The organism is Auraticoccus cholistanensis (genome assembly GCF_009742705.1).
GTDB classification, from domain to species: Bacteria; Actinomycetota; Actinomycetes; order Propionibacteriales; family Propionibacteriaceae; genus Auraticoccus; species Auraticoccus cholistanensis.
Window position 1 is genome coordinate 44,688 of record NZ_WPCU01000010.1, and the last position, 13,836, is coordinate 58,523.

10 protein-coding genes, 1 tRNA gene and 1 pseudogene are annotated in these 13,836 nt (G+C 74.7%); 9 read left to right on the plus strand and 3 right to left on the minus strand.

The features are described 5' to 3' along the window. Positions 1-37: 37 nt before the first annotated feature. Complete coding sequence (locus tag GC722_RS13745) at positions 38-1,054, minus strand: LacI family DNA-binding transcriptional regulator (RefSeq protein WP_331714832.1); 1,017 nt, start codon at positions 1,052-1,054, stop codon at positions 38-40. Positions 1,055-1,219: 165 nt separating this feature from the next. Here GC722_RS13745 and rhaI point away from each other — a divergent pair, with 165 nt between their 5' ends. The 4 genes and pseudogenes from rhaI to GC722_RS13765 all read left to right on the plus strand — a co-directional run bounded on the left by rhaI (position 1,220) and on the right by GC722_RS13765 (position 6,511). Next, positions 1,220-2,386 carry an L-rhamnose isomerase gene (rhaI, locus tag GC722_RS13750; RefSeq protein WP_156611151.1) on the plus strand — a complete coding sequence of 389 codons (1,167 nt, stop codon included), beginning with the start codon at positions 1,220-1,222 and terminating at the stop codon, positions 2,384-2,386. A 36-nt stretch (positions 2,387-2,422) separates the two neighbouring features. Further along, positions 2,423-4,459, plus strand: coding sequence for a bifunctional aldolase/short-chain dehydrogenase (locus GC722_RS13755; protein WP_156611153.1), 2,037 nt, complete (start codon positions 2,423-2,425; stop codon positions 4,457-4,459). Positions 4,460-4,571: 112 nt separating this feature from the next. Next, positions 4,572-5,913 (plus strand): annotated as a pseudogene (locus GC722_RS19505) (rhamnulokinase). Between the two features lie 100 nt (positions 5,914-6,013). Next, positions 6,014-6,511: a hypothetical protein gene (locus tag GC722_RS13765; RefSeq protein WP_156611154.1), complete on the plus strand. Its 498-nt coding sequence runs from the start codon at positions 6,014-6,016 to the stop codon at positions 6,509-6,511. A gap of 28 nt (positions 6,512-6,539) precedes the next feature. On the opposite strand, the gene GC722_RS13770 is transcribed toward GC722_RS13765, so the two are convergent. Next, positions 6,540-7,526, minus strand: coding sequence for an aldo/keto reductase (locus GC722_RS13770; RefSeq protein ID WP_331714833.1), 987 nt, complete (start codon positions 7,524-7,526; stop codon positions 6,540-6,542). Positions 7,527-7,619: 93 nt separating this feature from the next. Between GC722_RS13770 and GC722_RS13775 the strand changes: the two genes are divergently transcribed. From GC722_RS13775 to GC722_RS13795, 5 genes are all read left to right on the plus strand, one after another. Next, positions 7,620-8,801: a four-carbon acid sugar kinase family protein gene (locus GC722_RS13775; protein ID WP_156611156.1), complete on the plus strand. Its 1,182-nt coding sequence runs from the start codon at positions 7,620-7,622 to the stop codon at positions 8,799-8,801. Further along, positions 8,798-9,832 carry a 4-hydroxythreonine-4-phosphate dehydrogenase PdxA gene (pdxA, locus tag GC722_RS13780; RefSeq protein WP_156611158.1) on the plus strand — a complete coding sequence of 345 codons (1,035 nt, stop codon included), beginning with the start codon at positions 8,798-8,800 and terminating at the stop codon, positions 9,830-9,832. Before GC722_RS13775 ends, pdxA begins: the two co-directional genes overlap by 4 nt. Positions 9,833-9,836: 4 nt before the next feature. Beyond that, positions 9,837-10,628: a DeoR/GlpR family DNA-binding transcription regulator gene (locus GC722_RS13785; RefSeq protein WP_197430168.1), complete on the plus strand. Its 792-nt coding sequence runs from the start codon at positions 9,837-9,839 to the stop codon at positions 10,626-10,628. Between the two features lie 122 nt (positions 10,629-10,750). After that, complete coding sequence (locus tag GC722_RS13790; RefSeq protein WP_331714834.1) at positions 10,751-12,547, plus strand: thiamine pyrophosphate-requiring protein; 1,797 nt, start codon at positions 10,751-10,753, stop codon at positions 12,545-12,547. A 59-nt stretch (positions 12,548-12,606) separates the two neighbouring features. After that, positions 12,607-13,542: a glycosyltransferase family A protein gene (locus GC722_RS13795; RefSeq protein WP_156611162.1), complete on the plus strand. Its 936-nt coding sequence runs from the start codon at positions 12,607-12,609 to the stop codon at positions 13,540-13,542. Positions 13,543-13,706: 164 nt separating this feature from the next. Here GC722_RS13795 and GC722_RS13800 read toward each other — a convergent pair. Beyond that, a tRNA-Leu gene (locus GC722_RS13800) sits at positions 13,707-13,791 on the minus strand. Positions 13,792-13,836 lie beyond the last annotated feature (45 nt).

The window sequence follows — 13,836 nt, forward strand, 5'->3', positions numbered from 1 at the left end:
CCCCCGACCTCGCGTCGGCGGGCGGCCGCGCCCGGGCTCACACCCCTCGGGTGCTGGACTCCCGGACCACCAGCTCGGGCTGGAAGACGTGGTGCACCGCCCGGGCGCCGGGACCACCGGCCACCTGGGCGAGCAGCAGCTCCACCGCGGTGCGGCCGAGGAGCTCCTTGGGCTGGCGGATCGAGCTGAGCGGCACCACGGTGGCGCTGGCGAAGTCGATGTCGTCGTAGCCGATCAGCGCGACCGGCTCCCGTCGCCGCGGCCGGCCCATCAGGCTGAGCCCCTGCAGGCACCCGACGGCGAGCAGGTCGTTGGCGGCGAAGACCGCGTCGGGCTGGTCCTGCGGGGCGCGGTCGGCCAGCGCGGCTCCCGCGGCGCGACCCTCCAGCACGGTGAGCGACGGCGTCGGCAGCACCTCGAGGCGGGCGTCCGGCACCGCGGCCACCGCCCGGCGCGCACCCTCGGTGCGCTGGGCCACCTGCCGGATCCCGGGAGGGCCGGCCAGCATGACGATCCTCCGCCGGCCCTGCTCGAGCAGGTGGCGCACCGCCATCTCCCCGCCGGCGACGTCGTCGACCGCGACGGAGCAGAACCGCGGGTCCTCGGTGGGGTGGTCCACCAGCACGATCGGCACGCCGCGCCGGTGCAGCCGGTCCAGCCCCTCGGCGTCGGTGTCGATCGGGGTGAAGAGCACGCCCTGCACCCGCTGCTGCTCGAACAGGTCCAGGTAGGCCAGCTCCTTGGCCGGGTCGTGGTCGCTGGTGCCCAGCAGCACGTTCAGCCCCACCTCGGCGGAGGCGGCCTGGGCGCCGCGGGCCACGTCGGTGAAGAACGGGTTCGCCACGTCGAGCACGATGAACCCGATGCTGCGCGAGGTGCCGGCGCGGAGCTGGCGGGCGGCGTCGTTGCGCACGTAGCCCAGGCTCTCGATCGCCTGCTGCACCCGCTGCAACGTGGCCTCGGCCACCTTCTCCGGGGAGTTCAGCGCGTTGGACACCGTGCCGACCGAGACCCCGGCCTGCAGGGCGACCTCGCGGATGCTCACGGTGGGCACGTGGTCCTCCAGTCTGCCTCGACGTCCGCACGGACCGCGCGGCTTGCGGCGGAGCGTAGCCGACCCCGGCGAGACCGTCAGGGCGCACCGCCGGGCCCTCTTGTTGAATCGTTTCACGGGTGTGTACAGTGACCGCGTCACCGTCGCCGAGACCCTGGAGCAATGATGCCGACCTTCGACCAGATCACCGACGTGCTGTCCAGGCAGGCGATCGAGCTGCCGTCCTGGGCCTTCGGCAACTCCGGCACCCGCTTCAAGGTGTTCGGCACCCCGGGCACCCCGCGCACCGTGCAGGAGAAGATCGCCGACGCGGCCACCGTCCACCGCTTCACCGGGCTGGCCCCCACGGTCGCCCTGCACATCCCCTGGGACGCCGTCGACGACTACGCCGCCCTCCGCCGCCACGCCGAGGACCAGGGCGTCAGCCTGGGCACGATCAACTCCAACACCTTCCAGGACGACATCTACAAGTTCGGCAGCCTGACCCACCGCGACGACGCGGTCCGCAAGCAGGCCATCGACCATCACCTGGCCTGCATCGACGTGATGGACGCCACCGGGTCGCGCGACCTGAAGATCTGGCTCGCCGACGGCACCAACTACCCCGGGCAGGGCGACCTCCGCGGCCGTCAGGACCGGCTGGCCGAGAGCCTGGCCGTCATCTACGACCGGCTCGGGCCCGAGCAGCGGCTGGTGCTGGAGTACAAGTTCTTCGAGCCGGCCTTCTACCACACCGACGTCCCGGACTGGGGCACCTCCTACGCGCAGGTGAGCGCCCTCGGCGACCGCGCGATGGTCTGCCTCGACACCGGCCACCACGCCCCGGGCACCAACATCGAGTTCATCGTGATGCAGCTGCTGCGGCTCGGGAAGCTCGGCTCGTTCGACTTCAACTCCCGCTTCTACGCCGACGACGACCTCATCGTGGGGGCGGCCGACCCCTTCCAGCTCTTCCGCATCCTGGTCGAGGTGGTGCGCGGCGGCGGCATGGAGCCCGGCTCGCCGGTGGCGTTCATGCTCGACCAGTGCCACAACGTCGAGGCCAAGATCCCCGGCCAGATCCGCTCGGTGCTCAACGTCCAGGAGGCCACCGCCAAGGCGCTGCTGGTCGACACCGCGGCCCTGGCCCGGGCCCAGGAGGACGGCGACGTGCTGGCCGCCAACGGCATCCTGATGGACGCCTTCTGGACCGACGTCCGCGCCGACCTCGCCGCCTGGCGCGAGACCCGCGGGCTGCCCGCGGACCCGATGGCGGCCTACGCCGCCTCCGGCTACCAGCAGCAGATCGAGTCCGAGCGCGTGGGCGGCCAGCAGGCCGGCTGGGGCGCCTGAGCGACCACCGACCACAGCAGCGACAACGAGGAAACGATGACCAACCCCACCGTGACCAGCCTGATCGAGCGCTCGAACCGCCTCGGCGCCGATCCCCGCAACACCAACTACGCCGGCGGCAACACCTCCGCCAAGGGCACCGAGGACGACCCGGTGACCGGTCAGCCGGTCGAGCTGCTGTGGGTGAAGGGTTCCGGCGGCGACCTCGGCACCCTCACCGAGAAGGGGCTGGCCGTGCTGCGGCTGGACCGGCTGCGGGCCCTCGTCGACGTCTACCCGGGCGTGGAGCGCGAGGACGAGATGGTCGCCGCCTTCGACTACTGCCTGCACGGCAAGGGCGGGGCCGCGCCCTCGATCGACACCGCGATGCACGGGCTGGTCGACGCCGCCCACGTCGACCACCTGCACCCCGACTCCGGCATCGCCATCGCCACCGCGGCCGACGGCGAGGAGCTCACCCGCAAGATCTGGGGCGACCGGGTGGTGTGGGTGCCCTGGCGCCGCCCCGGCTTCCAGCTGGGTCTCGACATCGCCGCGATCAAGGAGCAGAACCCGCAGGCGATCGGCTGCATCCTCGGCGGGCACGGCATCACCGCCTGGGGCGACACCGCCGAGGAGTCCGAGGCGCACTCGCTGGAGATCATCCGCACCGCCGCCGAGTACATCGAGGCCAACTCCCGGCCGGAGCCGTTCGGTGCACCGCTGCAGGGCTACGGTCCCCTTCCCGAGGCCGAGCGGCACGCCCGCGCCGCGGCCCTCGCCCCGCTGATCCGCGGCCTCGCCTCCACCGACAGGCCGATGGTCGGCCACTACACCGACTCCGACGTGGTGCTGGACTTCCTGGCCGCGAGCGAGCACCCGCGGCTGGCGGCGCTCGGGACGTCCTGCCCCGACCACTTCCTGCGCACCAAGGTCAAGCCGATGGTGCTGGACCTGCCCGCCGACGCGCCGCTGGAGCAGGTCAAGGAGCGGCTCCGCGAGCTCCACACCGAGTACCGGGCCGACTACCAGGCCTACTACGAGCGCCACGCCGACGCCGGCTCCCCCGCCATCCGCGGTGCGGACCCGCTCGTCGTGCTGGTGCCAGGGGTGGGCATGTTCAGCTACGGCAAGGACAAGCAGACCGCCCGGGTGGCCGGCGAGTTCTACGTCAACGCCATCAACGTGATGCGGGGTGCGGAGGGCCTGTCGAGCTACGCACCCATCGAGGAGTCGGAGAAGTTCCGCATCGAGTACTGGGCGCTGGAGGAGGCCAAGCTGCAGCGGATGCCGAAGCCGAAGCCGCTGGCCACCCGCGTGGCCCTGGTGACCGGCGCCGCCTCCGGCATCGGCAAGGCCATCGCCACCCGGCTGGCGGCCGAGGGCGCCTGCGTCGTCGTCGCCGACCTCTCGCTGGAGAAGGCCCAGGCCGCCGCCGCCGAGCTCGGTGGCACGGACGTGGCGATCGGTGTCGCGGCCGACGTCTCCGACGAGGACGCGGTGCAGGCCATGGTGGACGCCGCCGTGCTGGCCTTCGGCGGTGTGGACCTGGTGGTCAACAACGCCGGGCTGTCGCTGTCCAAGCCGCTGCTGGAGACCACCGCCGCCGACTGGGACCTGCAGCACGACGTGATGGCCAAGGGTTCCTTCCTGGTCTCCAAGGCCGCCGCCCGGGTGCTGATCGACCAGCAGATGGGCGGGGACATCCTCTACATCTCCAGCAAGAACTCCGTGTTCGCCGGGCCCAACAACATCGCCTACTCCGCGACCAAGGCCGACCAGGCCCACCAGGTCCGGCTGCTGGCGGCCGAGCTGGGCGAGCACGGCGTGCGGGTCAACGGCATCAACCCCGACGGGGTCGTCCGCGGCTCGGGCATCTTCGCCTCCGGCTGGGGCGCCAACCGGGCCAAGACCTACGGCATCGAGGAGCAGGACCTCGGCAAGTTCTACGCCCAGCGCACCATCCTCAAGCGCGAGGTGCTGCCCGAGCACGTGGCCAACGCCGCGTTCGCGCTGTGCACCTCGGACTTCTCCCACACCACGGGGCTGCACGTGCCCGTCGACGCCGGCGTGGCCGCAGCGTTTCTGCGATGAACCGACCGTACGTCGGCGGGCCTCCGATGAACCGACCGTACGTCGGAGGGCTGCGGTGAGCGGCGACGGCACCGTCCTGGCCGTCGACCTGGGCGCCACCAGCGGCCGGGTGATGGCCGGGCGGGTGGGCCCGGACGTCCTCGAGCTCGAGCAGCTGTCCCGCTTCCCCAACGAGGCGGTGCCGACGCCGGACGGCCTGCAGACCGACCTGCTCGCGCTGTACCGGGGCATCACCGCCGGGCTGGCCGAGGCCGGCCGCCGCGGGCTGCAGCCGGTCAGCGTGGGCGTCGACTCCTGGGCGGTCGACTACGGGCTGCTGCGGGGCGGGCGACTGCTCGCCGCACCGATGCACTACCGCGACGCCCGCTGCGAGCGGGGGGTAGAGCTGGTGCACGACCGGGTCCCCTTCGCCGAGCTGCACGCCCAGAACGGGCTGCAGTTCCTACCCTTCACCACGGTGTACCAGCTGGCCGCCGAGCAGGAGCAGGGGCTGCTGGACGTGGCCGACCGGCTGCTGATGATCCCCGACCTGGTGGCCTGCTGGCTCGGCGCCGAGGCGGTCAGCGAGGCCACCAACGCCTCGACCACCGGCCTGCTCACGCTGGACTCGCCGCCGGTGTGGAACGAGCCGCTGCTGCAGCGGCTCGGTCTGCCGCGGCAGGTGCTGGCGCCGCTGGTGCCGCCCGGCACCCGCACCGGAACCCTCGCCGCCGAGGTGGCCGGGCGCACCCGGCTCGACCGGGGCGTGGAGCTGGTTGCGGTCGGCTCGCACGACACCGCCTCCGCGGTGGTCGCGGTGCCGATGACCGACCCGCGGGCGGCGTGGATCTCGTGCGGCACCTGGGGCCTGGTCGGGCTCGAGCTGGACCGTCCGGTGGCCACCCTCGAGGCGCGCGAGGCCGGGTTCACCAACGAGCTCGGCGTGGACGGCACCATCCGGTTCCTGCACAACGTGATGGGGCTGTGGGTGCTCTCGGAGACGCTGCGGGAGTGGCAGTCCGAGGGTCGTCCCGGCGNAGGCCCCGCTCTTCGACGTCGACGACGCCTCGCTGCTGGCGCCGGGCCCCATGACGCCGCGGATCGCCGCGCTGCTGCGGGCCGAGGGCCGAGCGGTCCCGGACTCCCCGCAGGCGTGGGTGGCCAGCATCGTGGCCAGCCTGGCCGCGGCCATGGCCGGGGCCGTCCGGACCGCGTGCGCGCTGGCCGACCGCGAGGTGGACGTGGTGCACGTGGTCGGCGGCGGCGCGCTGAACACCCTGCTCTGCCAGCTGGTGGCCGACCACGCGGGGCTGCCCGTGCTGGCCGGACCGGTGGAGGCCACGGCGATGGGCAACCTGCTGGTGCAGGCCCGCACCGCCGGGCTGGTGCACGGCGGGCTGGACGAGCTGCGCCGGCTGGTGGCGCGCCACCACGCCCCGGACCGCTTCGAGCCGAGGAGCGTCCCCGCGCGGTAGCGCACCGGGACGGCCCGCGCGGTAGCGCACCTGGACGGCCCGCGGTCGCGCACCTGGGGGCCCGCGCGGTGGGCCGCGCGCGGGTGGGTAGGTGGAGGCCATGACCGACACAGCACGCAGCGGCGGCATCGGCCGCGCGGCCGCCACCGGCGCCCTGGCCGGGCTGGCGGGAGCCGCGGTGATGTCGCTGGGCGAGAAGCTCGAGCAGGCCCTCACCTCCCGCCCGGACTCCTACGTGCCCGCCCGCACGCTGCTGACCCTGCTCGGCCGGCACCCCGGCGACGACGAGCGGCCGGTGGTGTGGAACCACGTGATGCACTTCGGCACCGGGGCCGTGCTGGGCGCGGTCCGCGGGGTGTGGGCCGCCACCGGGATCCGCGGGCCGTACGCCAACGCCTGGCACACGGTGGTCCGGCTGGCCTTCGACCAGACCCTGGAGAACGGCACCGGGGCGGGCGCGCCCCCGCCGAGCTGGCCCCGACGGGAGCAGGCCGTCGACGTGCTGCACAAGGCGGTCTTCTCGGTGGTGACCGGGATGGTCGCCGACCGGCTGCTCCGCCCGGCGCTCCGGTCGCGGCGGGGACGGACCAGCCACTGACCGGCCCTCGGCCAGGTCGTCGCGGCGCTCAGCGGTTGTAGGCCGGCATGGCACCCCGGAGCGGCTCCGTGAGCCGGTCCAGCCGCTCGACCAGGTCGGCGGGCAGCGGTCCGCGCGCCAGCGCCTCGACGCCGGCCAGCACGTGCGCGGTCCGGTTGGCGCCGAGCAGGACGCTGCCCACGCCCGGGCGGGAGACCACCCACCGCAGACTCAGCTCGGCCAGCGGCATCCCCGCCTCGTCCGCCACGTCGGCCACCGCGCCGGCGGCGGCGAGCAGCTCGGGCGACCAGTACCGCCGGCTGTACATCTGGGCCAGCCGCGACGTCCGGAACCGGCTGGGCGGCGCGTCGGGGTCGGGGCGCGAGCCCAGCAGCCCGCCGGCCAGCGGGTTGTAGACCATGGTGTGGACCCGGTGGGTGGTGGCGTACTCCAGCCACTCGTCCTCGATCCGGCGGGCCAGCAGGTTGTACACGTTCTGCCCCACCACCGGCACCGGGATCCCGGCCCGACCGGCCGCCGCGGCCACGTCGGCAGCCTGCCAGGCGGCGTGGTTCGACACCCCGAGGGCCGTGAACCGTCCCGCCGCGTGCAGGCCCGCCAGGGCGTCGACGGTCTCGGCGAGCGGCGTGGCGCGGTCGGGCTGGTGCAGGTAGAACAGGTCGACGTGGTCCACGCCGAGGCGGCGCAGCGACCCCTCCAGGCTCCGTCGCAGCGCCTCGGCCGACAGCGGTGGACGGCCCCCGGCGTCCGGGTGCGGGATCCCCGCCTTGGTGGCCAGCACGATCCGGTCGCGGTGCCGGCGCACCAGCGGGGCGATGATGCGCTCGGTCTCCCCGCCGGCGTAGCCGTTGGCGGTGTCCACCCCGCTCACGCCCGCCCCGACCGCGGCCTCGAAGACCTCCTCGGCGCGGGCGGCGTCGGTGGTGTCGCCGAAGGACATCGTGCCGAGCACGGCGCGGCTGAGCGGGACCTCCAGCCCGGGCAGGGTGGTGGCGGCAGAGGGGGCATGCGTCACGACACGTCCTTCGTCCGGTGGTGGCAGCACTGTAGTGCGCGTTGTGCGCAGGCGGTAGCGTGATCCGCGCAGGTCGAGCGCCAGGAGGTGGACATGCCGGACCGTGGGACCAGCGCCGGGCGTCCCCTCGGCGTGCTGGCCGACGACCTCTCCGGCGCCGTGGAGTGCGCCGCCGTGCTGGGCGCGGGCACCCCGGTGCTGCTCTCGCCGGAGCCGCTGCTCGACCACGGGGTGCCCGCCGGTCCCGTCGTGGTGGACGCCGACGCCCGGCTGCGGTCGGGCGCGGCTGCGGCGGGCGCGCTCGAGGGGGCCGCGCGGGCCCTCGCCGGGCACACCCTGTTCGTGAAGATCGACTCGCTGCTGCGCGGTCCGGTGGCCGCGGCCGTGTCGGTGGCCGCCCGGCGCGGCACGGTGGTGCTCTGCCCGGCCCTGCCCGCCCACGGACGCTCCGTCCGCGGCGGGGTGCTGCACCTGGACGGGGTGCCGCTGCACCGCACCACCGCCTGGCACCTCGAGCCCGTGCCGGCACCGGACCGGGTGGCCCGGCTGCTGCCCCCCGGTCTGACGGGAGCGGTGGTGGGCCGCGACCGGCAGCGGGCGGGCGGGCTCCACCAGCTCCTCGCCGATCCGCCGGCACCCGTCCTGGTGTGCGACGCCGAGGGTCCCGACGACCTGGCCCGGCTCGGCGCCGCCGTCCGCGCGCACCCGGGCACGGTGGCCGTCGGCTCCTCCGGGCTGCTGGCCGCCGTGGCCGGCGCCACCCCGGCCCGCGGGCACCGCACGACACCCCCGGGCCGCCGGCTGGTGGTGGTCGGGTCGGCGTCGGCGGAGGCGGCCGAGCAGACCCGGCGGCTGCTCGCCCGCCACCACGTCCGCCTGCTGCCGGCCCCGCTGCATCCCGACGACGGGCTCGACACGGCCGCCTTCTCCGCCTCCCTCACCGCCGCCCTGGCCGGGGGCGACGTGGTGGTCACCCTGCCGCTCCCCGACCGGGCCGCCCGTGTGGAGCCCGCGCGGCTGGCCGCCCAGCTCGGTGCCGCCGTGGTGCGGGCCGTCGAGGAGCAGCCGGTCGACCTGGTGCTCATCGGCGGCGCCACCGCCCGCGGCGTGCTGGCCGCGGCCGGCGTCGAGCGGCTGGAGGTCGTGGCCCAGATCCACCCCGGCGCCGTCGCCTCGCTCGACCCCACGGGCCGGCTGCTGGTCACCCGACCCGGCAGCCACGGCTCCCCCGACTCGCTCACCCAGGTGCTCGACTGGCTGGAAGGACCCGCATGACCACGACCGCGAACCACCCCGACCCCGGCTCCCCGGACCGCCCGCTGCCCGTGGTGGCGGTGACCATGGGCGACGGCGCGGGCGTCGGGCCCGAGTGCACCGTCAGCGCCACCCTGGACCCCCAGGTGCAGCGGATCTGCGTGCCGGTCGTGATCGGCGACCGCCGGCGGCTGCAGCAGGCCGCCGCGGTCCTCGGGCTGGACGCCGAGGTGGTGGCCGTCGGGTCCCCCGCGGAGGCCGTGGTGGCGCCCGGTCGGATCAACGTGGTCGACCTCGGCCTGCTGCCCGAGGACCTGCCGTGGGGGCAGCTGTCAGCGGTGGCCGGTGACGCCGCCTTCCACTACGTGCGCACCGCCGCCGAGCTGGCCGTGGCCGGACGGGTGCAGGCCATTTGCACGGCGCCGCTGAACAAGGAGGCCCTGCACCTGGGCGGCCACCGCTACCCCGGGCACACCGAGATGCTGGCCGAGCTGACCGGGACCAGCGAGGTGTCGATGATGCTGTCGAGCCCGCGCCTGAAGGTGATCCACGTGACCACCCACATCGGTCTCGTCGACGCGGTGGCCATGATCGAGCCGGGCCTGGTCGAGCGCACGGTGCGGCGCGGCCACGAGGCGCTGACCCGCAGCGGCATCCCGCACCCGCGGATCGGCGTGTGCGCCATCAACCCCCACGCCGGCGAGGGCGGGCTCTTCGGCTACGGCGAGGAGGAGGAGAAGATCGTCCCCGCGCTCGAGCGGCTGCGTGCCGACGGCGTCGACGCCGCCGGGCCGCTGCCGGCCGACACGGCCTTCTACCTGGCCGGCCGCGGCGACTACGACCTCGTCGTGGCGATGTACCACGACCAGGGCCACGGGCCCATCAAGGTGCTCGGCATCGAGGCCGGGGTGAACATCACCGTGGGGCTGCCGGTCATCCGCACCTCGGTCGACCACGGCACGGCCTTCGACATCGCCGGCACCGGCAGGGTCCGCACCGAGAGCATGGTGGAGGCCCTCCGCCAGGCCGTCGAGCTGGCCTCGGTGGGCTGAGCGGGTGGGCACCACGGACGCCGCCGCCCGCCGCGAGCGGATCGCCGAGCTGGCCGCCTCGGTCGGGCTGGCCCAGGTCGAGGAGCTGTCGGCCACCTTCGGGGTCACCGCCTCCACGATCCGCCGCGACCTGGCCCGGCTGACGGCGGAGGGACGGCTGGCCCGCACCTACGGCGGGGCCATCGCCATGACGCCGCCGCGCGAGACCGCCCCCGACGAGCGCTCGGGGCAGGCGCGCGCGGCGAAGCGGGCGATCGGGCGGTGGGCCGCCGGCCAGGTCGGCGACGGGGAGACCCTGCTGCTGGACGCCGGCACGACCACCGCGGCCCTCGCCGGGGCGCTGAGCTCCCGCGACCTGACGGTGGTGACCACCGGGCTGACCCCGCTGCAGGCGCTCGACGCCGGGACGCACCGGGAGGTCGTCTGCCTCGGCGGGCACTACCGGGCGATCAGCCAGGGCTTCGTCGGCCCGGTGACCGAGGCGGCGCTGGAGGTCTTCACCTTCGACCGGGTCTTCCTGGGCGCCGACGGCGTCTCCCCCGAGCGGGGGCTGTGCGAGGCGACCGTGGCCCAGACCCGCCTCAAGGAGCTGATGTGGCGGCGTGGTCGCGAGGTGTACGTGCTGGCCGACTCCTCCAAGCTCGGCAGCGAGCCGTTCAACGCCTGGGTGCGGATGCCGCCGCGGTGGACGCTGGTCACCGACGACGGCGTCGAGGACGCGCTGGTGGCCCGGCTGGAGCGCGCGGGTGCGGTGGTCGTCGCCGTGCCGGCCGCCGACCGCCACCTCCCGGGCTGACGGCGCGGCTCCTCCCGCCGGGTGGGGATTCACCACCGGCCCGCCGGGTAGTCGACAGCGGGAGCCGACCGAGGAGGAGACCATGGACCTTGCGACCCGCCGGCGAGCCGGAGGTGCGCGCCGTGCCTGAACGCACCGCGGCGGACGTCCTCGTCGAACGGCTCGCCGCCTGGGGCGTGGACCGGGTGTTCGGCTACGCCGGGGACGGCATCGACGGCGTGCTGGGTGCGCTGCGCAGGGCCGGGCAGCCGGTCTTCGTGCAGGCGCGCCACGAGGAGACGGCGGCCTTCATGGCGGTCGGGCACGCCAAGTACACCGGCGGGGTGGGTGTCTGCCTGTCCACCCAGGGGCCGGGTGCGGTCCACCTGCTGAACGGCCTGTACGACGCGAAGCTCGACTCCAAGCCCGTCGTCGCGATCGTCGGCCAGCAGCTGTCCACCGTGCTGGGCAGCGCCTACCAGCAGGAGATCGACCTGGTGCGCCTGTTCGGCGACGTGTGCGCGCAGTTCGTCCAGTCCGCGCACACGCCCGAGCAGGTGCCGATGCTGGTGGACCGGGCCTTCCGGACCGCGATCGCCACCCGCAGCCCCACCTGCGTCGTGCTGCCGCACGACGTGCAGACGGCACCCGCGCCGGACCCGACGGCGCAGCAGCACGGTGTCCTGGTGACCAGCCCGGGCCTGCGCCCGGCGCGGGTGGTCCCGCACGACGACGACGTCCGCGCCGCGGCGGAGGTGCTCGCCGCCGGTGAGCGGGTGGCCTTCCTCGTCGGCCAGGGTGCCTACGGCGCCGCCGAGGAGGTCGTCGAGCTGGCCGAGAGGCTGGGCGCCGGGATCACCACCTCCCTGCTCGGCAAGCCGGTGCTGGACGAGGCCCTGCCCTTCCACACCGGGGTCATGGGACACCTGGGCACCACCGCCAGCGCCGAGCTGATGCGCGGCTGCGACACCCTGCTGCTGATCGGCACCAACGACCCGTGGACCGAGTTCTACCCGCGGCCCGGGCAGGCCCGGGCCGTGCAGGTCGACGTGGACGGGCGACGCCTCGGGGTCCGCTACCCCGTGGAGGTGCCGCTCGTGGGCGACGCCCGCGAGACGCTGCGCGCCCTGCTGGCCGTCGTGCCGCCCAGCCAGGACACGGCCTGGCGCACCCAGGTCGAGGGCTGGGTCCGCCGCTGGCACGAGGTCGCCGCCACGCGGGCCGCCGCGCCGGCCGAGCCGCTGAACCCGCAGCACGTCGTCCGGTCGCTGAGCGCGCGGCTGCCGGCCGACGCGCAGGTCTCGGTCGACGTCGGCTCCGTCGTCTACTGGTACGCGCGCCACCTCAGGCTGCCCCCGGGCGTGCCGGCGCACCTGTCCAGCACGCTGGCCTCGATGGGGTCGGCGCTGCCGTACGGGCTGGCCGCGAAGCTGGCCCGCCCGGAACGGCCGGTGGTGGCCCTGGCCGGGGACGGGGCCATGCAGATGAACGGCCTGGCCGAGCTCATCACCGTGGCAGCCCGCTGGCAGGACTGGCCGGACCCGCGGTTCGTGGTGTGCGTGCTGAACAACCGGGACCTGGCCGAGGTGAGCTGGGAGCAGCGCGAGATGGAGGGCGAACCCCGCTTCGAGGCCTCCCAGCAGCTGCCGGACGTGCGCTACGACCGGTGGGCGGAGCTGCTCGGGCTGCGTGGTGTGCGGGTGACCTCCCCCGAGGAGGTGGAGGCGGCGTGGACGGCGGCGCTCGACGCCGACCGCCCGGTCGTGATCGACGCGGTGGTCGACCCCGCCGTTCCCCTGCTGCCACCCGGTCAGCCGTTCGAGAAGGTCGAGCCGATGTACACCGGCCTGGCGGCCGAGGCGACCGCCCTGGCCGACCGCGCCGCCACGTACCTGCGCCGGGAGCGGAGTGAGGAGGGCTTCGACGACCCGGAGCGGTGAGCGCCCGTCGGAGACGACGGCTGGCACGCCCGCGGCCGCAGGCGTGCCACACTTCACCGGTGCTCGCCTTCGTGACGTCCCTGCGCCACCCCCGCAACTCCAACGACTACGCCCGGGTCGAGCGGCTGTTCCACACGACCCTGGAGTCCGTCACCGCCCAGACCAGCGACGACTACGTCGTGGTCGTGGTGGGGAACCGGAAGCCGTCACGACCCCTCCCGGACCGGGTCGAGTTCGTCAAGGTCGAGTTCCCGCCGCCGGTGTGGCGCCGCGGCGCGCGCACCAGCCGGCGGGCCGTGCTGCGCGACAAGGGCACCAAGCTCGTCATCGGGACCCTGGCGGCCCGCAAGCACGACCCCACCCACATCATGTTCTTCGACGCCGACGACTTCGTCAGCAACCGGCTGGCCGCGCACGTGTCCCGCCACCCCACCGCCCACGGGTGGTACGTCGAGCGCGGCTACGTCTACTCCCCCGAGCGCCAGGTGGTGGCACGGCGCCGCGAGTTCCACCGCCGGTGCGGCACCTCGCACATCGTCCGCACCGACCTGTACGGGCTGCCCGACACCCTCGACGTCGACGCGACGCAGGAGGAGCTGATCGAGACCCTGGGGGACAAGGTGTGGCGGCTGTTCGGCTCGCACCTGCACTCGGTGGAGCACCTCGCCCGCCAGGGCACCCCGCTAAAGCCGCTGCCCTTCCCGGGGGCGGTCTACGCGCTCGGCACCGGTGAGAACCACTCCGGGTACGAGATGAAGGGCATCGGGCGACCGGTCTCGGCGCGTCTGGCGGCCGAGTTCGGGCTGCCCCCGAGCGCACCCGGCCTGGGCGCGTGGCGCCGGGCGGTCGGTCGGCAGGCCCTCGCCTACTCCCTCCGGGTGGGGCTGCAGCGCCTCCGCACCCGATTCCCGGGCCGCGCGGGCAGGTCGGCGGCCGCGGCGGCGGAGGACGCGCCCGTCCGCGACCTCGGAGCCGGGGAGGGACCGGCCTCGTAGCGGGTGGCCCCCGCCGTGACCGCCCGCGCCCTCGACCACGAGGACCCTCCGCGGCTCGCGCCCCGGCTGGCTGCCCGGACCGGCGACGGGCCCGAGAACGGCTGATGGCCCCGACCGGTGCGGTCGGGGCCATCAGGCGTGCTCAGCGGCGGTTTCCCGCCGTGTGTCCGAGAGAGGACTTGAACCTCCACCCCCTTGACGGGGACTAGCACCTCAAGCTAGCGCGTCTACCTATTCCGCCACCCGGACGAGTGGTCACCCGGCGAGCCGGACAGCGATGAACTATAGCAACTC